General features: G+C 64.2%; 24 protein-coding genes. 15 read left to right on the top strand and 9 right to left on the bottom strand.

Features of this window, described 5'->3' with window-relative positions; genetic code table 11:
- Positions 1 to 75: 75 nt before the first annotated feature.
- The gene (locus PQT43_RS20565; protein WP_272754518.1) at positions 76 to 4,362 is read right to left on the bottom strand and encodes a DEAD/DEAH box helicase; all 4,287 of its coding nucleotides are present in this window, start codon (positions 4,360 to 4,362) and stop codon (positions 76 to 78) included.
- A gap of 220 nt (positions 4,363 to 4,582) precedes the next feature.
- Between PQT43_RS20565 and PQT43_RS20560 the strand changes: the two genes are divergently transcribed.
- Both PQT43_RS20560 and PQT43_RS20555 read left to right on the top strand, forming a co-directional pair.
- Positions 4,583 to 5,467 (top strand): sugar nucleotide-binding protein, encoded by an 885-nt coding sequence (locus PQT43_RS20560; protein WP_102865279.1) that lies wholly within the window; start codon positions 4,583 to 4,585, stop codon positions 5,465 to 5,467.
- Positions 5,460 to 6,389: an NAD-dependent epimerase/dehydratase family protein gene (locus PQT43_RS20555; protein WP_253085098.1), complete on the top strand. Its 930-nt coding sequence runs from the start codon at positions 5,460 to 5,462 to the stop codon at positions 6,387 to 6,389. Before PQT43_RS20560 ends, PQT43_RS20555 begins: the two co-directional genes overlap by 8 nt.
- A gap of 60 nt (positions 6,390 to 6,449) precedes the next feature.
- Here the strand turns inward: PQT43_RS20555 and PQT43_RS20550 are convergent, their stop codons facing one another.
- The 5 genes from PQT43_RS20550 to PQT43_RS20530 form a co-directional block, all read right to left on the bottom strand.
- On the bottom strand, positions 6,450 to 7,148 hold the full coding sequence (locus tag PQT43_RS20550; RefSeq protein ID WP_041120027.1) for an OmpW/AlkL family protein: 699 nt from the start codon (positions 7,146 to 7,148) through the stop codon (positions 6,450 to 6,452).
- Positions 7,149 to 7,326: 178 nt separating this feature from the next.
- Positions 7,327 to 7,848, bottom strand: coding sequence for a DUF3299 domain-containing protein (locus PQT43_RS20545; RefSeq protein ID WP_102865508.1), 522 nt, complete (start codon positions 7,846 to 7,848; stop codon positions 7,327 to 7,329).
- A 25-nt stretch (positions 7,849 to 7,873) separates the two neighbouring features.
- Positions 7,874 to 9,139, bottom strand: a complete 1,266-nt coding sequence (locus PQT43_RS20540; RefSeq protein ID WP_102865281.1) for an ABC transporter permease — start codon at positions 9,137 to 9,139, stop codon at positions 7,874 to 7,876.
- A gap of 1 nt (position 9,140) precedes the next feature.
- Positions 9,141 to 9,851 carry an ABC transporter ATP-binding protein gene (locus tag PQT43_RS20535; protein WP_110596268.1) on the bottom strand — a complete coding sequence of 237 codons (711 nt, stop codon included), beginning with the start codon at positions 9,849 to 9,851 and terminating at the stop codon, positions 9,141 to 9,143.
- Between the two features lie 63 nt (positions 9,852 to 9,914).
- The gene (locus PQT43_RS20530) at positions 9,915 to 10,508 is read right to left on the bottom strand and encodes a DUF2796 domain-containing protein (RefSeq protein ID WP_267268987.1); all 594 of its coding nucleotides are present in this window, start codon (positions 10,506 to 10,508) and stop codon (positions 9,915 to 9,917) included.
- 134 nt (positions 10,509 to 10,642) lie between these two features.
- On the opposite strand from PQT43_RS20530, the gene PQT43_RS20525 reads away from it, so the two are divergent.
- Positions 10,643 to 10,984 carry a hypothetical protein gene (locus tag PQT43_RS20525; RefSeq protein ID WP_102882381.1) on the top strand — a complete coding sequence of 114 codons (342 nt, stop codon included), beginning with the start codon at positions 10,643 to 10,645 and terminating at the stop codon, positions 10,982 to 10,984.
- Between the two features lie 92 nt (positions 10,985 to 11,076).
- Here the strand turns inward: PQT43_RS20525 and trxA are convergent, their stop codons facing one another.
- Genes trxA through PQT43_RS20510 form a run of 3 tightly spaced genes read right to left on the bottom strand, consistent with a single transcriptional unit; the run spans position 11,077 to position 13,146 of the window.
- Positions 11,077 to 11,949 (bottom strand): thioredoxin, encoded by an 873-nt coding sequence (gene trxA / locus PQT43_RS20520; RefSeq protein ID WP_102882380.1) that lies wholly within the window; start codon positions 11,947 to 11,949, stop codon positions 11,077 to 11,079.
- 31 nt (positions 11,950 to 11,980) lie between these two features.
- On the bottom strand, positions 11,981 to 12,691 hold the full coding sequence (locus PQT43_RS20515; protein ID WP_267268986.1) for a class I SAM-dependent methyltransferase: 711 nt from the start codon (positions 12,689 to 12,691) through the stop codon (positions 11,981 to 11,983).
- The gene (locus PQT43_RS20510; RefSeq protein ID WP_102865287.1) at positions 12,688 to 13,146 is read right to left on the bottom strand and encodes a hypothetical protein; all 459 of its coding nucleotides are present in this window, start codon (positions 13,144 to 13,146) and stop codon (positions 12,688 to 12,690) included. Before PQT43_RS20510 ends, PQT43_RS20515 begins: the two co-directional genes overlap by 4 nt.
- A gap of 129 nt (positions 13,147 to 13,275) precedes the next feature.
- Between PQT43_RS20510 and nrdR the strand changes: the two genes are divergently transcribed.
- From nrdR to PQT43_RS20450, 12 genes are all read left to right on the top strand, one after another.
- Positions 13,276 to 13,740 carry a transcriptional regulator NrdR gene (nrdR, locus tag PQT43_RS20505; RefSeq protein WP_019095943.1) on the top strand — a complete coding sequence of 155 codons (465 nt, stop codon included), beginning with the start codon at positions 13,276 to 13,278 and terminating at the stop codon, positions 13,738 to 13,740.
- Positions 13,737 to 14,870 carry a bifunctional diaminohydroxyphosphoribosylaminopyrimidine deaminase/5-amino-6-(5-phosphoribosylamino)uracil reductase RibD gene (gene ribD / locus PQT43_RS20500; RefSeq protein WP_272754515.1) on the top strand — a complete coding sequence of 378 codons (1,134 nt, stop codon included), beginning with the start codon at positions 13,737 to 13,739 and terminating at the stop codon, positions 14,868 to 14,870. Before nrdR ends, ribD begins: the two co-directional genes overlap by 4 nt.
- Positions 14,871 to 14,917: 47 nt before the next feature.
- Positions 14,918 to 15,583, top strand: coding sequence for a riboflavin synthase (locus PQT43_RS20495; RefSeq protein ID WP_047306287.1), 666 nt, complete (start codon positions 14,918 to 14,920; stop codon positions 15,581 to 15,583).
- 16 nt (positions 15,584 to 15,599) lie between these two features.
- The gene (gene ribBA, locus PQT43_RS20490; protein ID WP_102882377.1) at positions 15,600 to 16,691 is read left to right on the top strand and encodes a bifunctional 3,4-dihydroxy-2-butanone-4-phosphate synthase/GTP cyclohydrolase II; all 1,092 of its coding nucleotides are present in this window, start codon (positions 15,600 to 15,602) and stop codon (positions 16,689 to 16,691) included.
- A 91-nt stretch (positions 16,692 to 16,782) separates the two neighbouring features.
- Positions 16,783 to 17,259: a 6,7-dimethyl-8-ribityllumazine synthase gene (ribH, locus tag PQT43_RS20485; protein WP_003228649.1), complete on the top strand. Its 477-nt coding sequence runs from the start codon at positions 16,783 to 16,785 to the stop codon at positions 17,257 to 17,259.
- Positions 17,256 to 17,756: a transcription antitermination factor NusB gene (gene nusB / locus PQT43_RS20480; protein WP_102865291.1), complete on the top strand. Its 501-nt coding sequence runs from the start codon at positions 17,256 to 17,258 to the stop codon at positions 17,754 to 17,756. The genes ribH and nusB overlap by 4 nt, the downstream gene beginning before the upstream one ends.
- An 18-nt stretch (positions 17,757 to 17,774) precedes the next feature.
- Complete coding sequence (gene thiL, locus PQT43_RS20475) at positions 17,775 to 18,740, top strand: thiamine-phosphate kinase (RefSeq protein ID WP_213665102.1); 966 nt, start codon at positions 17,775 to 17,777, stop codon at positions 18,738 to 18,740.
- The gene (locus PQT43_RS20470) at positions 18,737 to 19,240 is read left to right on the top strand and encodes a phosphatidylglycerophosphatase A family protein (RefSeq protein ID WP_102865293.1); all 504 of its coding nucleotides are present in this window, start codon (positions 18,737 to 18,739) and stop codon (positions 19,238 to 19,240) included. The genes thiL and PQT43_RS20470 overlap by 4 nt, the downstream gene beginning before the upstream one ends.
- A 10-nt stretch (positions 19,241 to 19,250) precedes the next feature.
- Entirely contained in the window at positions 19,251 to 20,009 is a 759-nt protein-coding gene (locus PQT43_RS20465) for a substrate-binding periplasmic protein (RefSeq protein ID WP_102882375.1), read from the top strand.
- A 113-nt stretch (positions 20,010 to 20,122) separates the two neighbouring features.
- On the top strand, positions 20,123 to 20,740 hold the full coding sequence (gene ribA, locus PQT43_RS20460) for a GTP cyclohydrolase II (protein WP_102865295.1): 618 nt from the start codon (positions 20,123 to 20,125) through the stop codon (positions 20,738 to 20,740).
- Positions 20,737 to 21,156 (top strand): MFS transporter, encoded by a 420-nt coding sequence (locus tag PQT43_RS20455; protein WP_102865296.1) that lies wholly within the window; start codon positions 20,737 to 20,739, stop codon positions 21,154 to 21,156. The genes ribA and PQT43_RS20455 overlap by 4 nt, the downstream gene beginning before the upstream one ends.
- Positions 21,156 to 21,953 (top strand): cobalamin-binding protein, encoded by a 798-nt coding sequence (locus PQT43_RS20450; protein WP_272754513.1) that lies wholly within the window; start codon positions 21,156 to 21,158, stop codon positions 21,951 to 21,953. The genes PQT43_RS20455 and PQT43_RS20450 overlap by 1 nt, the downstream gene beginning before the upstream one ends.
- Positions 21,954 to 21,959: the final 6 nt, after the last annotated feature.

The following is a 21,959-nucleotide window of genomic DNA, read 5'->3' as shown; positions in this document are numbered from 1 at the left end:
CGTTGCGCAGGCGGGGCAATGGGCCGGGATTGACGGGGCCGCCTTCGCCGGCAAGCCGGCTCCTGCGGGGGAAGGTCAGTGCTGGATGAGTTTGTTGCGCAGGGCCTGGGCGGCCTCGGGTTCCAGTTCCAGCCACCAGTGTTGGGTGCCGCCGATCTCGGCTGCGGCGGGCAGGCCGTCGCGATACACCAGGCGGTTGCCACTGAGTGCCGCCACCTTGGGCCCGGGCAGCAGGGTGCCGGCAAGGTTCAGCGGGTCCACGCCACATACCGCGGTCAGGCTGCCGTCATGGGGCCGGCGGCGTACCTCCCGTAGCAGCGGGATGGCTTCCGGCAAGGCGAACTGCTCGCCGGCCAGACCGCTGACAAAGCGCCCGCCACGGATCTCTCCCCGGGCTTCCAGCCGATGGAAGGTGCGCAGCAGTTCGCGCCAGTTGGGCAGCCAGTCCGCCTCGCGTTCCAGCAGTCGCCAGAACACCACGCCGTAACGGCGCAGCAAGGTCATGGCCACCTGTTCCAGGGTGACTGTCGAGTCTTGAGTCGCTGAACGACGCAGCAAGGCCCAGCGTCCGGCATCGTCCATGCCACCGACAAAGGCCCCGCGACCTCGTCGGCTGCTGCGGTTCTGGCGTTTGCTCGCCGGTGTAATCAGGGCGCGCAGCCCGGCGAAACTGTCGGCGTTCACCAGGCCGGCGCCCACCAGTTCCTGGAGCACGCTTTCCAGTTCGCTGCGCAGCAGGTGGGCTTCGTGCAGCAGCTCATCGAAAAACAGAGCGCCTTGCTGGCTCAGTACGCTGTGGACTTTCTGCGCCCTGGGCGAGAGCTCGTGGCTGTCGGCCGGGCAGGTCAATGCGCTCCAGAGAGCGGCCTGGGAGCGTGGCAGCAGCACGATCGGCGTACTGCGCAGGGCGCTGCTGGCGGTCTTGCCCGTGCTGTTGATCCGGCTCCAGACTACCTTGCCGCTGCGGCACAGCTCATCCAGCCAATTGGCGGAGTAATCCTTGATCCGCGCCGGCAGCAGGTCGCTGTCCCAGGCTGAGGCCGCCGCCGGGTAGCCTGCGAGCTGGCTGACCACTTCGGCGAGCATGGCGCTGCCCTGGCCTTGGGTGCCTGGGGACAGGTGCTGCCAGTCGAACAGGAAGCGCATGAAGTCCTGCAGGGCCACGGGTTCGATCTCCCGGCGCAAGCGCTTGACCGTGTAGCGGTGAATTCGCGCCAGCAGATGGCGTTCGCACCACTGTTCTTCTTGGCAATCGGGGCTGAAGCGCCCCCGCAGTACATAGCCTTCGGTTTCAAGCTGGACCAGGGCCTGGGCGATTTGCCCGGGAGGCAGTCCCAGGGGGGCGGCGATCTGGCTCAGGGTCTGGGGGGCAAAGCCGCTGAGGCGCGCGCGAATCAGTTCCACTCGCGCAGGTTCCGGGTCCCAGGCCTGATCGAAGCCGGGCACGGGGTTCAGGGCCGGCTGCAAGGGAGCGTGGGGATACAGGGCTTGCAGGCAGGTAATGCGTTCCAGGGCCAGCCACAGCTGTGCACTGGGACCCACCGGCAAGCGGCAGGCACGGCCTTGGGCTGCCAGGGTTGCCAGCCATTGCGGCCACTGGGGGTTGGCTTGGGCTTCAGCCTCGCTGATGGCGGCGAGGCTCATCAGGGCTTCGTGCATTTCATCGGCCGTGGCCGGGTTCGGCCACGCCTCTTGAGCCACGGCGGTTATGGCGTCGGCATCCAGGGCGCCAAGGTCGTCGGTGGCTTGCGGGTCGCTCCAGCGCCGCGCCAATACCGCCTGGGTGCGGCGTTCCTCCAGCGGTGCATCATCGAGAAAGGTGTAGGGCTTGGCGCTGAGGATTTCCGCCGCCAGGGGCGAGGGCGCTGGTAACTCGCGGCTGAGCAGGCGCACCTGGCCCTGTTCCATGCGCCGCAACAGCTGCAGCCAGCCTTCGCTGTCCATGGCGTCGTGCAGGCAGTCGTCGAGGGTCTGTTCCACCAGCGGGTGATCGGGAACTTCCCGTTCGCCGGCGAGGTTTTCCAGGCAGGCGATCTGGTCGGGAAACACACTGGCGATCAAGTCTTCGCTTTTCATCCGCTGGATCTGCGGCGCCACTTTGCGCCCGCCGCTGTAGCGCGGCAGCGCCAGGGCGATCCCGGCGTTCCAGCGCCAGCGCACGCCGAACAGTGGGGCGTCCAGCAGCGCCTGGATGAGGATGTGCTCGGCGCTGTTGCTGTGCAGATACCGCCAGACTTCATCCAGGGCGAAGCTGTGGCTGGTAGACAGCGACAGGACGATGGCGTCCTCGCTGGCGGCAGCCTGCAGTTCGAAGTTGAAGGTGCGACAGAAACGCTTGCGCAGGGCCAGGCCCCAGGCGCGGTTGATGCGGCTGCCGAAGGGGCTGTGGATCACCAGTTGGGTGCCGCCGGATTCGTCGAAGAAACGCTCCATGATCAGCGTGTCCTGGGACGGCAGGGCGCCCAGGGCCAGGCGCGCGGGCGCCAGGTAGTCCACCAGTTGCTCGGCGCTGGCGCGGTTCAGCCCCAACGCCTGCTGCAGCCAGTCGATGGCCGGTTGCAACTGGCCCGGAGTCGCGCCGAGCAGGGCGTCGAGCTGCGCCAGCAAGCGGGCCACGGCGCTGGACAGCTCGGCGCTGCGCCCCGGGGCTTCACCGAGCCAGAAGGGAATGTTCGGCGGCTGGCCCTGGGCATCCTCGACCCGCACCTTGCCGGTTTCCACCCGCAAGATGCGGTAGGAGGTATTGCCCAGCTGGAACACGTCGCCGGCAATGCTTTCCACGGCGAAGTCTTCGTTGACGCTGCCGATGTTCAGGCCCTGGGGTTCCAGCAGCACGCTGTAGTCGGCGTTGTCGGGAATGGTGCCGCCGCTGGTGACCGCCGTCAGCTTGGCCCCACGACGGCCGCGCAGGGTGCGGGTCAGGGCATCACGATGCAGATAGGCGCTGCGCAGGCCCTGGCGACCGTTGAAGCCTTCGGCAAGCATCTGCAGCAGGGCCTGGTAGTGGGCTTGATCCAGGTCGGCGTAAGGCGTGGCCCGGCGCAGCAGGTCCAGAAGGGCTTCTTCCGGCCATTCCTGGCAGCTGACTTCGGCGACGATCTGCTGGGCCAGCACATCCAGCGGCGCATGGGGGATCAGCAGACTGTCCAGCTCGCCGCGGTGCACGCAGTCCAGCAGAGCGGCGCATTCGATCAGGTCGTCCCGGGTCAGGGCAAACAATCGGCCCTTCGGGGTGCCGCCGACCTGGTGGCCGGAGCGCCCGACGCGCTGTAAAAAGGCCGAGATCGAGCGCGGCGAGCCGATCTGGCACACCAGATCGACATCACCGATATCGATGCCCAGCTCCAGGGAGGCAGTGGCGATCAACACTTGCAGGTCCCCGGCCTTGAGCCGCTGCTCGGCCTCCAGGCGCTGCTCCTTGGCCAGGCTGCCGTGGTGCGCGGCCACCGCCTGTTTGCCCAGGCGTTCGCTCAGGTGCCGGGCCAGCCGCTCGGCCAGGCGTCTGGTGTTGACGAAAATCAGTGTGGTGCGATGTTCCCGGGCCAGGGCTGCGAGACGCCCGTACACCAGCTCCCAGACATCATTGGACATGACTGCCGACAGCGGTACGGGCGGCACTTCGATATCCAGGTCCCGGGGGCGGGCATGGCCGATGTCGACGATGTCGCAAGGCCGCTCATGCCCCACCAGAAAACGTGACACGGCCTCGATGGGCTTCTGCGTGGCCGACAGACCGATGCGCAACAGGGGCTCGGCGCACAGCGCCTGCAAGCGCTCCAGGCTCAGGGCCAGGTGGCTGCCGCGCTTGCTCCCGGCCAGGGCGTGGATCTCGTCGACGATCACGCTGCGGGTGCTGGCCAGCATCTTGCGCCCGGAGTCCGAACCCAGCAGCACGTAGAGCGATTCCGGGGTGGTGACGAGAATCTGCGGCGCGCTCTTGCGCATGGCGTTGCGTTCTTTCTGCGGGGTGTCGCCCGTGCGCACCGCGGTGCGGATGCACAGCTGCGGCAGGCCCATCAATCGCAGTTGTTCGGTGATGCCGGCCAGCGGCTGCTGCAGGTTGATCTGGATATCGTTGCTCAGGGCCTTGAGCGGCGAGACGTAGACCACCAGGGTGGCGTCCGGCAACTGGCCGCCAGCGGCCAGGCCCTGGCGCACCAGGTCATCGATCACGGCGAGAAAGGCGGTGAGGGTCTTGCCCGAGCCGGTGGGGGCGGCGATCAGGGTCGAGCGGCGCTGGGCGATCAACGGCCAGGCGCGGGCCTGGGCCGTGGTCACGGCGGCAAAGGTGCGCTCGAACCAGGCGCTGACGGCGGGATGAAAACCGTCCAGGACCGGGTTCATGGATTCGGCGAGGGTCATGGATGGGTTTATGCGGCCGCTCGGGGCAACTTGCAAGTAGCGTGCTGTGCAGCTGGCGCCGCAGTCGGCGCTGAGGGCACAAGGTCGCACCGACACTTTCTCAGTGACGCTTGCGCCACAAACCCGCAAAATGCAACGATTCCGGCAATTCTCGACGGTCAAACCCACGGGACTGGCCGATCCAAACCATCGTTCTGAACAGACTGGGCCTGCTGACTCTATGCGAATGCGCCTTATGTTACTGGGCGGCGGAAATGCCCTTGGGCAGGCGCTGATTCGCCTGGGTGCGGAGGAGGACATCGGTTTCCTCGCCCCCCGTCCGCCGCAAGACGGTTGGGATGCCGCGAGCCTCACGCAACTGCTCGACGACACCCGCCCGGATGCCTTGATCAACCTGGCTTACTACTTCGACTGGTTTCAGGCGGAGACGGTGAGCGAGGCACGCCTGAGTGCTCAGGAGCGCGCGGTCGAACGGCTGGCGGAGCTTTGCCAGCATCACAACATCATTCTTGCGCAGCCTTCGAGCTATCGAGTGTTCGACGGTTCCCGGGCCACCGCCTACAGCGAGAAAGACGAGCCGGTGCCCCTGGGGCTGCGCGGTCAGGCACTGTGGCGGATCGAGCAGAGCGTTCGCGCCACCTGTCCGCAGCACGTCTTGCTGCGTTTCGGCTGGTTGCTGGACGACAGCTCCGACGGCATTCTCGGGCGTTTCCTGGCCCGGGCCGAATCCCCGGAAGAACTGTTGATGGCGGACGACCGTCGGGGCAATCCGACCCCGGTGGACGACGCCGCGCGGGTGATCATCTCGGTGCTCAAGCAGCTCGATTGTGCCGCGCCGCTGTGGGGCACCTATCACTATGCCGGTCAGGAAGCGACCACGCCCCTGGCTCTGGGCCAGGCGGTCCTGACAGAAGCACGGCAACTGCACCCGCTGGCCATCGAGGCCCCTACTGCCCAGGCCCATGCCGCCTGTGGCGATGCTGCCGAAGAACCGCAGCACGCGGTGCTGGCCTGCAAGAAGATTCTTCATACCTTCGGGATCAAGCCGCGCGCCTGGCGTGCCGCGCTCCCGGCCTTACTGGATAGGTTTTATCGTCATGGCTGATGGCCCTGTATTGATCACCGGCGGCGCCGGTTTCATTGGTTCGCACTTGACCGACGCCCTACTCGCCAAGGGCTACTCGGTGCGGGTGCTGGACGACTTGTCCACCGGCAAACCGAGCAACCTGCCGCTGGACGACCCGCGGGTAGAACTGATCGAGGGCGACGTCGCCGACGCGGATCTGGTGAGCCGTGCCATGCAAGGCTGTTGCGCCGTGGCGCATCTGGCGGCAGTGGCCTCGGTACAGGCCTCGGTGGACGATCCGGTGCAGACTCACCAGAGCAATTTCATCGGCACCCTGAATGTCTGCGAGGCCATGCGCCAGTGCGGCGTCAAACGGGTGTTGTTCGCCTCCAGCGCGGCGGTCTATGGCAACAACGGCGAAGGCCAGTCCATTGATGAGGACACGGCCAAGGCGCCGCTGACCCCTTATGCGTCGGACAAGCTGGCCAGCGAGCATTATTTTGATTTCTATCGGCGCCAGCATGGCCTGGAACCGGCGATCTTCCGCTTCTTCAATATCTTTGGCCCGCGTCAGGACCCGTCCTCGCCCTATTCCGGGGTCATCAGCATCTTCAGCGAGCGGGCCCAACAGGGGCTGCCCATCACCGTGTTCGGCGATGGCGAGCAGACTCGGGACTTTGTTTACGTCGGTGATCTGGTGCAGGTGCTGGTGCAGGCCATCGAGGCACCGCAGCTTGAAGTGGGGGCGGTCAACGTCGGCCTGAATCAGGCCACCACCCTCAAGCAGATGCTTGCGGCCCTGGCCGAGGTGGTCGGCGAATTGCCTGTCATCAGCTACGGTCCGGCCCGGGCCGGTGACATCCGTCATTCCCGTGCCAGCAACCAGCGTCTGCTGCAGCGCTTCACGTTTCCCGAGCCGACTCCGATGAGTGTCGGCCTCGCCCGCCTGATGGGGCGCTGAGGGAAAGTGCAGGCATGAAAAAGGCGCCTTTCGAGGCGCCTTTTTTCATTGTCGGCGGGCTTAGAACTTGTAGCCCAGACCCACCATGTAGACCCAAGGATCAACGTCGACATTGACCTTGGCGCGGGTGCCGGCGGCCAGGGCGTTGTTATCCACATACGCACGGGTATCGATATCGATGTAGCGCACCTGGGCGTTGACCATGATCTTGTCGGTCAGCATGTAGTCGGCACCGACCTGCCAGGCCAGGCCCCAGGAGTTCTTGGCGCGGAAATTGTCGAAACCTGCGGCCTGGGCGCGGCTGCCGACGTGCTCGTCGTAGATCCAAGTGTAGTTGATACCGGCACCGACGTAGGGTTGGAACGCCGATTTGCTATCCAGCGGGTAGTACACAACGCTCAAAGTCGGCGGCAGGTGCTTGAGGGTACCGAGCTTGCCGTTGGCGGCGGCCAGCGAGGTGTCCTTGATCTTCACATCGTGTTCGAACGGGGTGGCGGCCAGCAGTTCGATACCGACGTTATTGGTCACCATGTAGGCGAAGTTCAGACCCAGCTGAGTGTCGCTGCTCATGGTCGCCTTGCCGCCCAGGTTGGCGCCGGCCAACGGGCCGCTGTCGACCTTGACGTCGGAGCTGTTGGCTTTTGGGTTGACGGTAATGGCACCGGCGCGGATCAGGATATCGCCAGCTTCATGGGCGTTGGCAATCGGGGCGGCGAGTGCGAGCGCGATCAGGGAAGCGCTAAGCAGAGACTTGTGCATGGGAGCTCCAAAGGACGATTCAAATTGGCTATGTCCAATGGTAAGGATCGTCAAGTTGACTGCCTTGACTCAGCTCAATGAAATGGCGAACCCCGGTGGCAGGGCTGAACTATTCTTTTGTTCTGCACTCTTTTGGCCTGGTGCCCGAACCTTGTCCGAGCCGGCACCGCTGCTGCACTCACTCCTGCAACTCATAGACATAGATCTTCTGCGCCGCCATCTGGTAGCCGGCGTCCGCCAGCTCGCTGGTAGAGGGTTTGACCTGCATGGCGCCCTCGATCCAGTAAGGCTGATACAGCTCGTCGAGCTTTACCCCGAGCTCGCTGGTGACGTGGACGATCTGGTTCGACGGCGGGGGTGGCACGTGGATGCAGGCGCCGAAGTAGGGCACCAGGAGAAATTCCGTGGTGCGGCCTTCCTCGTTTACTTCCAGGGGCACTATATAGCCGGGCAGGCGCACCGTCTGGCCGTCCAGGCTCTTCACCACCGGCGCATTGGGCAGGTCCTGCTTGGCGGCGGGGGCCGATTCGGCGGCCAGTGCATCGCTCATCTGCGACAGGTCGTGCAGCGGCTGCATGTTCGGCACTTCCGGCGGTGCGTCCGGCGGGATCATTTCCGACCAGGTCAGATCCTTCGGTGCTCCGGCCGCCCACAACGGCGTGGCGATCAGCAGCGACAGGGCAAGCAGGGGGCGCAGCAGGCGTTGGGCTTTCATAAAGCGATGCTCATAAACGAATCGACAGGCCATCGGCCAGGGATTGCCGGTAGGCGCGCCAGGCCGGCACGCTGCCCATCAGCAGCGCGGCGATCAGGATACCGCCCAGCAACGTCCACTCATACTGGCTGGGCCAGGACAGCGGCAGGTACAGGCCGTAGTTCGATTGCACGTAGCCCTGGGCCAGGGCGATGCCCAGGTACAGCAGGCCCAGACCGGCCAGGACCCCGAACAGTGCCAGGGCGAACGCCTCCAGTACCAGCAGGGTTGCAATATGCCAGGGACGGGCGCCTACCGAACGCAGGATGGCCATCTCCCGACGACGCTCGTTGAGGCTGGTGAGGATCGCCGTGAGCATGCCGATCAGGCCGGTAAGAACCACGAACAGCGACACCACGAACAAGGCTTTCTCGGCGGTGCCCATCAGGCTCCAGAGTTCCTGCAGGGCCACGCCGGGCAGGATCGCCAGCATCGGCTCGCCGCGAAATTCGTTGATCTCCCGTTGCAGGGCGAAGGTCGAAATCTTGCTGTTGAGGCCAAGCATGAAGGCGGTGATCGCCTGGGGCGTCAGGTCCAAGTTGCGCGCCTGATCGGCAGTAATACGACCGTCGCCACGGGCTGGCACGCCGTTGTGCCAGTCGATGTGGATCGCCTCCATACCGCCCAGGCTGATATGCAGCGTGCGGTCCACCGGAGTACCGGTGCGCTTGAGGATACCCACCACGGTGAAGGGCTTGTCGTCATGCTTGACCAGGCTGATGGCCGCCACGCCGTGGGCCAGCACCAGCTTGTCGCCAAGTTTGTAGTGCAGGGCATCGGCGACTTCGGCCCCCAGTACCACCTCGAAAGGATCACTGGCGAAAGCCCGGCCCACGGCCAGTTGCAGGCTCTGCTGATGACCGTACTGGTAGTGCTGGAAGTAGGCCTCGGTGGTGCCCATGACCCGGTAGCCACGATGGGAGTCGCCCAGCGAAATCGGGATCGCCCACTTCACCTTTGGGTTGTTGGCGAAGTGCTCGAAGCTGTCCCAGCGGATGTTGTTGGTGGCGTTGCCGATGCGAAACACCGAGTACAACAGCAGGTTCACCGAGCCGGAGCGGGCGCCGACGATCAGGTCGGTGCCGCTGATGGTGCTGGCGAAACTGGCCCGGGCTTCGGTGCGGACCCGTTCCACCGCCAGCAGCAGGCAGACCGAGAGAGCAATGGCGAAGGCGGTGAGGATCGCGGTGAAGCGGCGGTTAGCCAGGCTGGCCATGGCTAGACGGAACAGATACATCTCAGACCTCTGCGGGCGTGGCGGCGCGATTGAGTTCGGCCAGCGACAGGTTGCGATCAAACAGCGGCGCCAGGCTCTGGTCATGGCTGACGAACAGCAGGCTGGCTCCAGCCTCGCGGCACTCGGCGAAGAGCAGTTGGATGAAGGCTTCCCGGGCGTCGTAGTCCAGCGCCGAGGTGGGTTCGTCGGCGATCACCAGCTCTGGCTGGCCGATCAAGGCCCTGGCGGCGGCGACCCGTTGCTGTTGACCGATGGACAGCGAGTCGGCACGACGGCCGAGCAGGTCGGGGTCCTTCAGACCCAGATGGGCCAGCAAAGTGGCGGCCGCCTGATCGACGCTGCCGTGGCGCTGAATGGCGCGGCTGGCCCGCAGTTTGGAGAAGTGGCAGGGCAGTTCGACGTTCTCGCGCACCGAGAGAAACGGCAGCAGGTTGAACTGCTGGAAGATGTAGCCGGTGTGATCGACGCGAAAGCGATCACGTGCTCCGGCGGCCAGCTCGGTCAGCTCCTGGCCCAGCAGGCGGATGCTGCCCTGATTGGGTTTCTGCACCCCGCCCAGCAAGCCCAGCAGCGTGGTCTTGCCGCTGCCGCTGGGGCCCTTGAGGAACAGTGTTTCGCCGGCTTCCAGGCGGAAACTCGGGATGTCCAGCAACTGAGGGTGGCCGGGCCAGCTGAAGCCCAGGTCGGACAGTTCGATAAGTGCTTGGGTCATGTTGGGCCGATCATGCAGTGAGTGGTGTAGCCGCTGCTGGAGCCGCGGCTACAGGCGCAGCGCTTAGAACTTCAGGGTGGCAGCCTTGGCGGTGGCTTCGACACCTTGCTGGCCGTTTGGCGAAATCAGTTGTACCTGAATTTTCTGGGTGGCGGGGAAGGTCTTGAAGACTTGTCCCAGGTCGAGGTTCTTCAGGGCGTCCGGCTTGGCGCAGGTGAACTGGTAGTGAGCGTGGATCTCGCTGTGTTCGTGGTGATGTTCATGACCTGCCGCGTCCTTGTCATCGTCATCGTGGGCATCGGCATCGGGCTTGTCGCCGAACAGCGGGCTCTCCAGTTCCTGTTTGGCCACGGTGCAGGCGGCGGCCTTGGGCAGGCTGAACAGCACCAGGGGCTGTTCCAGTTGAGTGCGGGCGGCAGCGACCTTGGCCTTGTCGGCGTCGGTGCTGGGGGCGTGTTCGAAACCCACCAGGTTCATCGCCGGGCTTTCCAGTTCCAGATCCAGGGCCTGGCCATCGAGCACCGCATTCAAACGGGCCACGCCGTGTTCATGGGCGCCGAGGCTGCCGTGTTCATGCTCGTGATCATGGGCTTGCGCGGCCTGGGCAACGGCCAGCGGCAACAGGGCGAAGGGCAGGGCGAGTAGCAGACGGCGCATAGCAAGTCTCCAGGGCGAAGATGAAATAAATGTTATGTGATCTTATAACAATTGGCCGCAGAGTTTGACCGCCCGCTTGGCGTTGCGCAAGACGCGTGGGAGCATGCTCGTCAGAAAAATGTGGGAGCACAGCGATGTTGCGGATTCGTGGAAGCATCGGCGATTGGCCGGTGGATTTGACCCTGGAACTGGACGAAGGCGATTGGGCGCAACTGGGCGCGCAGTTGCAGGCGGCCAAGCCTGAAAGTGTCGCGGTAGCCACCCGGCCGGCCAGTCAGGACGATGCGTTGTGGCAGACCGCCAAGGATCTGTTGCGCAAGGCGGGCCAGATCAGCGGGCCCGAGTTGCTGGAGCAGTTGCAGGGGCTGACCGGCAGCGCGGCGGCGGGCAAGCGTTTGCTGGTGCGCTTGCGCCACTGCGCCGAGGTCAAGGTGATCAGCGGCGCCGATACGCCGCTCTACAGCTGGGTGCAATGATCCTGTAGGAGCCAGCTTGCTGGCCAATGGGTTCTGTCTGTCAGAACCCTTTCGCTGGCAAGCCAGCTCCTACATAAGTCGGCAGATCAGTCTCAGTACAGCGCGGCGAACAGTTTGCGGCGATACGCGGTCACTAGCGGGTGATCGTTGCCCAACAGGTCGAAAACTTGCAGCAGGGTCTTGTGGGCAATGCCTTCGTTGTAGCTGCGGTTGCGCATGAAGAGTTTGAGCAAGGCTTCCAGCGCCGCTTCGTATTGCTGGCGGGCCAGTTGCTGGATCGACAGCTGGTAGGTTGCCTCGTCGTCCAGCGGGTCCTTGGCCAGGCGCGCCTTGAGGTCGGCGGCATCCGGCAGATCCGCCGCTTGCTTGAGGAAGGTGATCTGCGCCTTGGCACCGGCCAGGGCAGCCTTGTGTTCATCGCTCTTGACCGCGTCGAGCACGGTCTGGGCTTCGCCCAGTTCGCCGCGTTCGGCCAGGCAGCGGGCGTAGAGAATCAGGGCCTTGGCGTTGCTGTTGTCTTCCCCCAGCAGCACTTTGAGGAGGGCCTCGGCGTCGCCGATACGAGCGTCGTTGAACAAGGCTTCGGCCTGCTCCAGCGGGTCGGCGGCAGGGGGTGGCGGCATCTGCACATGGGGTTCGAGCATGGCCCGTACTGCGGACTCCGGTTGTGCGCCGGCAAAGCCGTCCACCGGTTGACCGTCCTTGAACAGCACCACAGTGGGCAGGCTGCGGATGCCGAAGCGGGCGACGATGTCCTGCTCGATATCGCAGTTGACCTTGGCCAGCAGCAACTCGCCCTGATAGCTCTCGGCGATCTGTTGCAGCATCGGCATCAGCGCCTTGCAGGGCGCGCACCATTCTGCCCAGAAGTCCACCAGGACTGGTTTGTGGAAGGAGTTCTCGATCACCGACTGGTCGAAATCAGCGGTGCGGGCGTCGAAGATATACGGCGTGTCCTGACTCATGGGGTATCTCGAATAAGCGGGAATGGAACCACTATAAAGTTGCGCGAAGTAGATCGCTATTGCCCGTGGCAGCCGGGTCGCCGGTGAATGGCCGCAGCGCGTGATACAGGCTCACATTGCGAAACTCCCAAGGCTCGGCCAGGTCAGGCAGAGTCAGGGCGTTGAGCATTTCCAGGCGCTGATACAGCGGGTGCTGGAAGTCCCTGACCCGGGAATCCGCCACCAGGGCTTCGCGGCCGCGGCTGAGGAATTCATCCAGCAGCGGCAGGTTGGCTCGGTCATAGAGCACGTCCGCCACCAGGATCAGGTCGAAGCGATCAGCCTCGGCGAAAAAGTCCGTTGAATAGCTCAGTTCGACGTCGTTGAGTGCGGCGTTGGCCCTGCAGGCGGCGATGGCCAGTGGGTCGAGGTCGCAGGCCACCACTTCCAGGGCGCCGGCCTTGGCCGCGGCAATCGCCGCCACCCCGGAACCGGCACCGAAGTCCAGCACCCGCTTGCCTTGCACCCAGTGCGGGTGTTCGGCCAGGTAACGGGCCAGGGCCAGGCCGCTGGCCCAGCAGAAACTCCAGTAAGGCGGTTCATGGAGAATGCGTCGGGTTTCTTCCGGGGTGAAGGCGCGGTCCATGTTCTGGGCGTCGATCAGCCAGAGTTTCAGGCGCGTGTCGGGCAGCTCGCAGGCCACCAGTTGCGCATCACCCAGCAGATCACTGAGGGCGTCTTGCAGGTCGAGCGGTACCTTCATGGGGCTTTGACGAATTGCAGTGGTCCCAGGGCCTGGGTGGTGGGTTGGTCGATGCGCACCGCCGGCAGGTGCAGGATCAACTGGCCGGATTGGCTGGCGCGGCCGCGCAGTTCGACCCGGGCGCCGGCGGGGAAGGCGTCGGGAGCGAAACGCAGGCGAAAGGGCAGGGCCTGGTTGGTGCCGGTCAAGTTGTTGCTGGCCAGCAAGCGTTGCGGACGGCCGCGCTCATCGATCACCAGCAGCGCCAGCTCGACGTTGGCGCCGGCCGGCACCCCGTCGAGGGTACCGCTCAGTTCGCGCTGGTAGGCCGGCAATGGCCCAAGATCGGCAGGTTCCTGATTTTTTTGCGTGGTCTGTTGCTGTGAAGAAGAGGGGGCCGCAGGTTTCGGGGCATCGCTGCTGCAAGCGACCAGCAGGCTGACGAGACTGAGCAAAACGAGCGGTCTGAGCGGCATCTGAAGCTCCAACAAGGCGAATGTCCATGTGCGAAACATAATAGTCGGTCTGTATACCGTAAAGGCTATGGCTTGTCTTGCCAGTGGGATGCGCTACCATGGCCCTCCCTTTTTTTGTTGCCTGCCACCATGCACTGTCCCTTCTGCGGTGCCAACGACACCAAGGTCATCGACTCGCGTCTGGTCGCCGAGGGCGAACAGGTGCGCCGCCGGCGTGAATGCCTGGCCTGTGGTGAACGTTTCACCACCTTCGAAACCGCCGAACTGGTGATGCCGCGCCTGATCAAGACTGACGGCAGCCGTCAGCCCTTCGACGAAGAAAAACTGCGCGCCGGTATGCAGCGCGCCCTGGAAAAACGCCCGGTCAGTGTCGAGCGTCTGGAGGCGGCGCTGGTGCACATCAAGCACAAGCTGCGGGCCACTGGCGAGCGCGAAGTCAAATCCCTGGTCGTGGGTGAACTGGTGATGACCGAGCTGCAGAAGCTTGATGAAGTCGCCTATATCCGTTTCGCTTCGGTCTATCGACGTTTCCAGGACCTCAACGAATTCCGCGAAGAGATCGACCGTCTCGCCCGCGAGCCGGCCAAGCAATGAGCCTGTCCCCGGAGCAAGCGGTACTCGACGCGCACTACATGGCCCGTGCCCTGGAACTGGCGCGCAAGGGCCGGTATTCCACCCATCCCAACCCCCGCGTCGGCTGTGTCATCGTTCGCGACGGCCAGGTGGTAGGCGAAGGCTGGCATGTGCGTGCCGGTGAACCCCACGCTGAAGTCCATGCCCTGCGTGCCGCCGGGGAACTGGCCCGTGGCGCCACTGCCTATGTGACTCTCGAGCCTTGCAGCCATCACGGCCGCACACCGCCTTGCGCCGATGCCCTGGTCAATGCCGGGGTGGCGCGGGTGGTTGCGGCGATGCAGGACCCGAACCCGGAAGTGGCCGGTCGCGGTTTACAGCGTCTGGCCCAGGCCGGCATCGATACCCACAGCGGTGTACTGGAAGCCGAGGCCCGTGCGATCAACAAGGGTTTCCTGAAACGCATGGAGCACGGCCTGCCTTATGTGCGGGTCAAGCTGGCGATGAGTCTCGACGGTCGCACTGCCATGGCCAGTGGCGAGAGCCAATGGATTACCGGGCCTGCCGCTCGTTCTGCGGTGCAGCGTCTGCGGGCCGAATCTTCGGTGGTGCTGACCGGTGCCGACACAGTGCTGGCGGATGACGCCCGGCTGACCGTCCGCGCCGCTGAGCTGGACCTGGACCCTGAGCAGACTGCCCTGGCCATGAGTCGCCCACCGCTGCGGGTGTTGATCGATGGTCGTTTGCGGGTGCCTCTCGACGCGCCGTTCTTCAAGGCCGGACCGGTGTTGGTGGCCACCTGTGCGGCCGTGGAAGAGCAATATGCCAACGGCCCGGAGTGCCTGATCGTTCCCGGTCCCGATGGCCAGGTCGACCTGCATCGCTTGCTGTTGGAGCTGGCCGCCCGTGGCGTCAATGAAGTGCTGGTGGAAGCCGGCCCGCGGCTGGCGGGAGCCTTTGCCCAGCAGGGGCTGGTGGACGAGTACCAGATCTTCGTCGCCTGCAAGTTCCTCGGTTCCTCGGCGCGGCCGTTGCTGGACTGGCCGCTGGCGCAGATGAGCGAGGCACCGTTGCTCAAGATCATTGAAATGCGTGCGGTGGGCGATGACTGGCGAGTCACTGCCATCCCGGCCCCGCCAGCGAGCGTATAATTCCCGACTTTCGCCTACCCGGCGGCCCTGTTCTCGAGGAGGACTCCATGTTCACCGGCATCATCGAATCCATCGGCAGTATTCGCGCATTGACCCCAAAAGGCGGAGATGTGCGGGTCTATGTAGAAACCGGCAAGCTTGATCTGGCCGACGTCAAACTGGGCGACAGCATCGCGGTGAACGGCGTCTGCCTGACTGCGGTTGAGCTGCCTGGCGATGGTTTCTGGGCCGATGTCAGCCGCGAGACCCTCGATTGCACGGCCTTCCATCAGTTGAAAGCCGGCAGCCGGGTCAACCTGGAGAAAGCCCTGACCCCGACCACCCGTCTGGGCGGTCACCTGGTCAGCGGTCACGTCGACGGTGTCGGCGAAGTGGTGGCGCGGGAAGAAAATGCCCGGGCCATTCAGTTCCGCATCCGCGCACCGAAAGAACTGGCCAAGTACATCGCCCATAAAGGCTCGATCACCGTCGACGGCACCAGCCTGACGGTCAACGCGGTCAATGGCGCCGAGTTCGAGCTGACCATCGTGCCCCACACCCTGGCGGAAACCATCATGGCCGACTACCGGCCGGGTCGGCAGGTCAACCTCGAGGTCGACCTGCTGGCGCGCTACCTGGAACGCCTGCTGTTGGGTGACAAGGCGGCTGAAGCCACCACCGGCGGCACCATTACCGAAAGTTTTCTGGCCGCTAACGGCTATCTCAAATCCTGACCCAAGGGGGTGCCGCGTGGCGCTCAACAGCATCGAAGAACTGGTTGAAGACATCCGCCAAGGCAAGATGGTCATCCTCATGGATGACGAAGACCGCGAGAACGAAGGCGACCTGATCATGGCCGCCGAGTGCTGCAAGGCCGAACACATCAACTTCATGGCCAAGCACGCCCGTGGCCTGATCTGCATGCCCATGAGCCGCGAGCGCTGCGAGCTGCTCAAGTTGCCGCTGATGGCGCCGCGCAACGGTTCCGGCTTCGGCACCAAGTTCACCGTTTCCATCGAGGCCACCGAAGGCGTGACCACCGGCATCTCTGCCGCTGACCGTGCGCGTACCGTACAAGCGGCAGCGGCCAAGGACGCCAAGGCCGAGGACATCGTCAGCCCGGGTCACATCTTCCCGCTGATGGCCCAACCCGGCGGTACCCTGGCCCGTGCCGGCCACACCGAAGCCGCCTGCGACCTGGCGCGCATGGCCGGTTTCGAGCCAAGCGGGGTGATCTGCGAAGTGATGAACGACGACGGCACCATGTCCCGTCGTACCGAACTGGAAGCCTTCGCCGCTGAACACAACATCAAGATCGGCACCATCGCCGACCTGATTCACTATCGGATGATCCACGAACGTACCGTTCAGCGGATTGCCGAGCAGCCCCTGGACAGCGAATTGGGCCAGTTCAACCTGGTGACCTATCGTGATTCGGTGGAAGGCGACGTGCACATGGCCCTGACCCTGGGCGATATCTGTGCTGAAGAGCCGACCCTGGTGCGCGTGCATAACATGGACCCGCTGCGCGACTTGCTGATGGTCAAGCAGCCGGGCCGTTGGAGCCTGCGCGCGGCCATGGTCAAAGTGGCCGAGGCCGGCAGTGGCGTGGTGCTGTTGCTGGGTCACCCGCTGGATGGCGATGTACTGCTGGCGCACATCCGTGAAACCGCGGAACACCAGCCGGTGAAGAAACCCACCACCTACAGCATCGTCGGTGCCGGTTCGCAGATCCTTCGCGACCTGGGCGTACGTAAAATGCGCCTGATGAGTGCGCCGATGAAGTTTAATGCGATATCCGGTTTCGACCTGGAAGTTGTAGAATACGTGCCCTCCGAATAAAAGCCGGTCGTTTCCGGCTTGAAATTCGCGGTTCAAATATCACTGAAGAGTGTGTGCTAGACACGCTCTGGCTCTTTAAGAGATTTGTCGAATGACCCTGAAGACCATCGAAGGTACCTTCATCGCCCCTAAAGGCCGCTATGCCCTGGTGGTCGGCCGTTTCAACAGCTTCGTCGTCGAAAGCCTGGTCAGCGGCGCGGTTGACGCCCTGGTTCGCCATGGCGTGAGCGAAAGCGACATCACCATCATCCGTGCCCCTGGCGCCTTCGAAATTCCGTTGGTCGCGCAGAAAGTCGCACAGAAAGGTGAGTTCGCGGCGATCATCGCCCTGGGCGCGGTCATTCGTGGCGGTACTCCGCACTTCGAATACGTGGCCGGCGAGTGCACCAAGGGCCTGGCCCAGGTGTCCATGGAGTTCGGCGTGCCAGTGGCCTTCGGCGTGCTGACCGTTGACTCGATCGAACAAGCCATCGAACGTTCCGGCACCAAGGCCGGCAACAAAGGGGCCGAAGCTGCCTTGTCCGCCCTGGAAATGGTCAGCCTGCTGGCGCAGTTGGAGGCCAAGTGATTAGCGACGATAGCGATCGTTTCAACCCGCGCGATCCCAAGCCTGCCAACGCCGGCAAGCCATCCAAGAGCGCCAAGCGTCGCGAAGCCCGTCAGCTCGCGACCCAGGCGCTGTACCAATGGCACATGGCCAAGCATTCGCTGAACGAGATCGAAGCACAGTTTCGGGTCGACAACGATTTCACTGACATCGACGGCGCCTACTTCCGGGAGATCCTGCACGGAGTTCCGGCCAACAAGAACGAGATCGACAACGCGCTCGTGCCTTGCCTGGACCTGGCCATCGATGAGCTGGACCCGGTTGAGCTGGCGGTCCTGCGGCTGTCCACCTGGGAACTGCTCAAGCGCGTCGACGTGCCGTACCGCGTTGTGATCAACGAAGGTATCGAACTGGCCAAGGTTTTCGGTTCCACCGACGGCCACAAGTTCGTCAACGGTGTTCTCGACAAGCTGGCCCCACGCCTGCGTGAAGCTGAAGTGAAGGCGTTCAAGCGCTGAACCGCGCTTGCAGCTGCCATGGGCGAGTTTGAGCTGATCCGTAACTTCTTCGCTGCCGCGCCTTGTGCGCAAGGCGGCGAGGGTGTTGCCCTGGGGATTGGTGACGACTGCGCCTTGCTGGCGGTTGCTCCGGGCGAGCAGTTGGCGATTTCCACCGACACCCTGGTGGCCGGTGTGCATTTCGCCGATCCCTGCGACCCCTATCTTTTAGGCCAACGCTCCCTGGCGGTGGCTGTCAGCGATCTGGCTGCCATGGGCGCCACCCCGCTGGCCTTTACCCTTGCCCTGACCCTGCCGACGGTAAGCGCCGATTGGCTGCAGGCCTATGCCCGCGGCTTAAACGCCATGGCCCAGAGTTGCGACGTGCGCCTGATTGGTGGCGACACCACTCGTGGCTCGCTGACCTTGACCCTGACCGTCTTCGGGCGAGTGCCCGCAGGCCTTGCCCTGACCCGCAGTGGTGCCCGTGTGGGTGATTTGCTGTGCGTCGGCGGTGAGTTGGGCAATGCCGCCGGAGCCCTGCCGCTGGTCCTGGGCCAGCGCAGCGCTGATGCAACCATCGCCGCCCCCTTGCTGGCTCACTACTGGTCACCGCAACCGCAATTGGCCCTGGGCCAGGCACTGCGGGGCAAGGCCACCTCGGCCCTGGATATCTCCGATGGCCTGCTGGCCGATTGCGGGCATATCGCGGCCGCTTCGAAGGTCGCCTTGCAGGTGGAGGTGGAGAAATTGCCACTGTCGCCAGCATTGTTGAGCTTTCTTGGCGAACAGGGTGCCCGCGCTGCGGCCTTGAGTGGCGGCGATGACTATGTCCTGGCCTTTACCTTGCCGCCTGCCGAGCTGGCGCCGCTGTTGGCGGCTGGTTGGCCGGTGCAGGTGGTGGGGCAAGTGGTGGCCGGGCAGGGCGTGACCCTGCTGGACGCCGGCGGCCAGGACATCACCCCCGGCACCCGGGGTTATCAACACTTTGCGGAGACACCGTGACAGATCATCCCAAACAGGTCCCGGCGGAGTTCGTACCGCCGTCGGTCTGGCGTAATCCCTGGCATTTCCTGGCGTTCGGTTTTGGTTCCGGCACCTTGCCCAAGGCGCCAGGCACCTGGGGCTCGCTGGTTGCACTACCCTTCATCCCGCTGTGGCAGATGTTGCCGGACTGGGGTTACTGGCTGATGCTCGGCGTCACCATGCTGTTCGGCTTCTGGCTGTGCGGCAAGGTCGCCGACGATCTGCGGGTGCATGACCACGAAGGTATCGTCTGGGACGAGATGGTCGGTATGTGGATCACCCTGTGGCTGGTGCCCGAGGGCTGGTACTGGCTGTTGGCGGGGTTTCTAATGTTCCGTTTCTTCGACATTCTCAAGCCGTGGCCGATTCGCTGGGTCGACCGGCATGTGCATGGCGGTGTCGGCATCATGCTCGATGATGTGCTGGCTGGCGTGTTTGCCTGGTTGGCGATGCAAGGGCTGGTGTGGTGCTTCAACTGAGGAATTAGGCATGGATGTCTGCCGCGTGCTGCTGGTGTTGCTGGTTGCCTGGAGCTGTTGCAGCGTCCGGGCCGGCGAGCTGCAGGCGCCATCCGGGCAGATTCGCATCGCCAGTGAGGTCTGGAGCGAATACACCGAGGCCGACGGCGATGGGTTGGCCTGGGACATCCTGCGCGAAGTCTTCGAGCCCGTGGGAATCACCATCGAGCGTTACAGCGTGCCTTATACCCGTTCGGTCGGGTTGGTGCAGCGCGGCGAGGTGGATGCACAGGTTGGGGCTTATCGCGACGAATCGCCGGGCGTGCTCTACCCGCACTGGAACTACGACACGGACCACATCTACGCCCTGGGCCTGGCGAGCAGTCCGGAACTGAGCCTGGCGACGCTCGGCAGTTACCGGCTGGTCTGGGTGCGTGGCTACAAGTACCAGGACTACCTGCCCAATGTTCGCCGCTACAACGAGATCCGGCGGCGTGTCGGTATCCTGCCGATGCTGCTCTACAGTCGCGCCGACTACTATATCGATGCCCAGACCGAGATCGATTATGTGCTGAGCCAGGCTCAGGACCCGAGCCAGTTCAAGCGCACCCATTTGGCCGAGCTGCCGCTGTACCTGGGGTTTGCCAGTAATCCCCGGGGCCGGGAAATGCGCGAGCTGTATGACCAGCGCATGGCGCAGTTGGTGAGTACAGGGCGATTACGGCCAATCTTCGAGCGTTGGAAGCAGCCTTATCCCTTTGATGGGAGTCCGCGTCCGGCGGTCCGTTGATCAAACTTATCGATCTTTATCTCCGATAATTCAGCCTAAGCGTACAGTGGAGGCTGCTGTTACAATGCCGCCTCTGCGAATCTCCAGTCCTCATACAGATCAGGAGCACAACAGTGCCCGTCGTTTTTGTTGCCGCCTCCAAGCTGCCTACACCTTTTGCGCAATTCACCATGCATGGTTTTCTCGATGAAGCCACCGGTCGCGAGCACGTCGTGCTCAGCCTGGGGGACATCGCCGATGGCGCGCCGGTTCTCGGTCGCCTGCACTCCGAATGCCTGACCGGTGACGCCCTGTTCAGCCAGCGTTGCGATTGCGGCTCGCAGCTGGAAGCCGCCCTGCGGGCCATCGCCCGGGAAGGGCGTGGCGTATTGCTGTACCTGCGTCAGGAAGGTCGCGGTATTGGCCTGCTGAACAAGATCCGTGCCTATGAGCTGCAAGATGGTGGTGCCGATACCGTGGAAGCCAACGAGCGCCTGGGGTTCGCCGCGGATCAGCGTGACTACGGCATGTGCCTGCCGATGCTCGAGCATCTGGGGGTCAAGTCCCTACGCCTGATGACCAACAACCCGCGCAAGGTCAAGGCACTGACCGAGATGGGCATCCAGGTTGCCGAGCGGGTGCCGCTGCACACCGGGCACAACCCCCACAACAAGCTGTACCTGGCGACCAAGGCCAGCAAGCTCGACCACATGATGGGCAACGAGCACCAGGGCGAGGTCGACCGCGCGTGACTCGGGGTCAAGTCAAACGGCGTCTGACCGTAAGCTGGTGGCAATACCTGGCTCTGGCCTTGCTGCCGCTGTTTGTGATCAACCTGGTGTTTGGTCAGGGCGAGGCGTTGATGCCCGTGCTGGCGATGCCATTCTTTATCGCCGGTACGGCCTCGATGTTCGTCAGCCTGCGTTTTTTCAACGGCTACAAGCATGCCTTGATCGCCGCCGGCAAAGCCCTCGATACCCCTGAGGAGCCTGCCGCCTGGATCACCCTGGCGGCCCGTCGTCGCGCCGCCTTCCTGGCGGCATCCTTGCCCGCCTGGATCGGTGCCCTGGCAGTGTTTGTCGGCCTGGAAGCGGTGCCGCTGATGCTCCTGGCGCTGTCCACCGCGGTGCTGTTCTACCTCTACCGTATTCCTCGTCAGCTGGGCTGATGTGGCGCTGGCTGGCGGTCCTGTGCCTGCTGGCCAGCGTTCCGACGCTGGCTGCGCCGCGAGTGGTCAGCCTGGCGCCGTCGCTCACGGAAATCGTCGTGGAGCTGGGCGCTGCCGAGTTGCTGGTGGGAGTGCTGGACGCCGGTGAGCGGCCAGCGTCGCTCAAACACCTGCCTTCGGTGGGGCGTTACGGCCAGCTGGATATCGAGCGCCTACTGAGCCTCAAACCTGACCTGCTGTTGCTTTGGCCGGGCAGTGTTGGCCCGGCCCAGCGCGACCAACTGGCGCGCCTGGGCATTCCCACCTATGTTGCCGAACCCCATGATTTCCTGCAGTTGCTGGCGCAGATCGCCGAGATCGGCGAGCGCCTGGGCCGCCCGGCCGCCGGGCGAAAACTGGCAGACGAGTTGAATGGTCAGTTGGCCAGCCTGCGTGCACGCTATCAGCGCGAGCCCGCCGTGCCGGTGTTCTATCAGGTCTGGGATCAGCCGTTATACACCGTGGGCGGTGGGCAGATCATCAGTGAAGCCTTGAGCGTCTGCGGGGCGCGCAATGTATTTGCCGACCAGCACCTGCCGGCGCCCCAGGTCAGTATCGAATCGGTATTGCAGCGTAATCCGCAGGCGATCCTGGCCACCGCCCAGGGGCAGCTGGATGCCTGGAAGGCCTGGCCGCAGATCGCGGCGGTGCGGCAGGGACGGTTGTTGCTGGTGAGGGACAAGGGTCTGGAACGGCCCAGTGGGCAGATGATCGCGGCCACTGCCAAGCTCTGTGCCTTGATTGCGCCTGAGCGCTGAGCCCCT

Source organism: Pseudomonas sp. BLCC-B112 (assembly GCF_028550695.1).
Taxonomy (GTDB): Bacteria; Pseudomonadota; Gammaproteobacteria; order Pseudomonadales; family Pseudomonadaceae; genus Aquipseudomonas; species Aquipseudomonas danubii.
The sequence above is the reverse complement of the archived record's forward strand: the minus strand, read 5'-3'. Positions and strand labels throughout refer to the sequence as shown.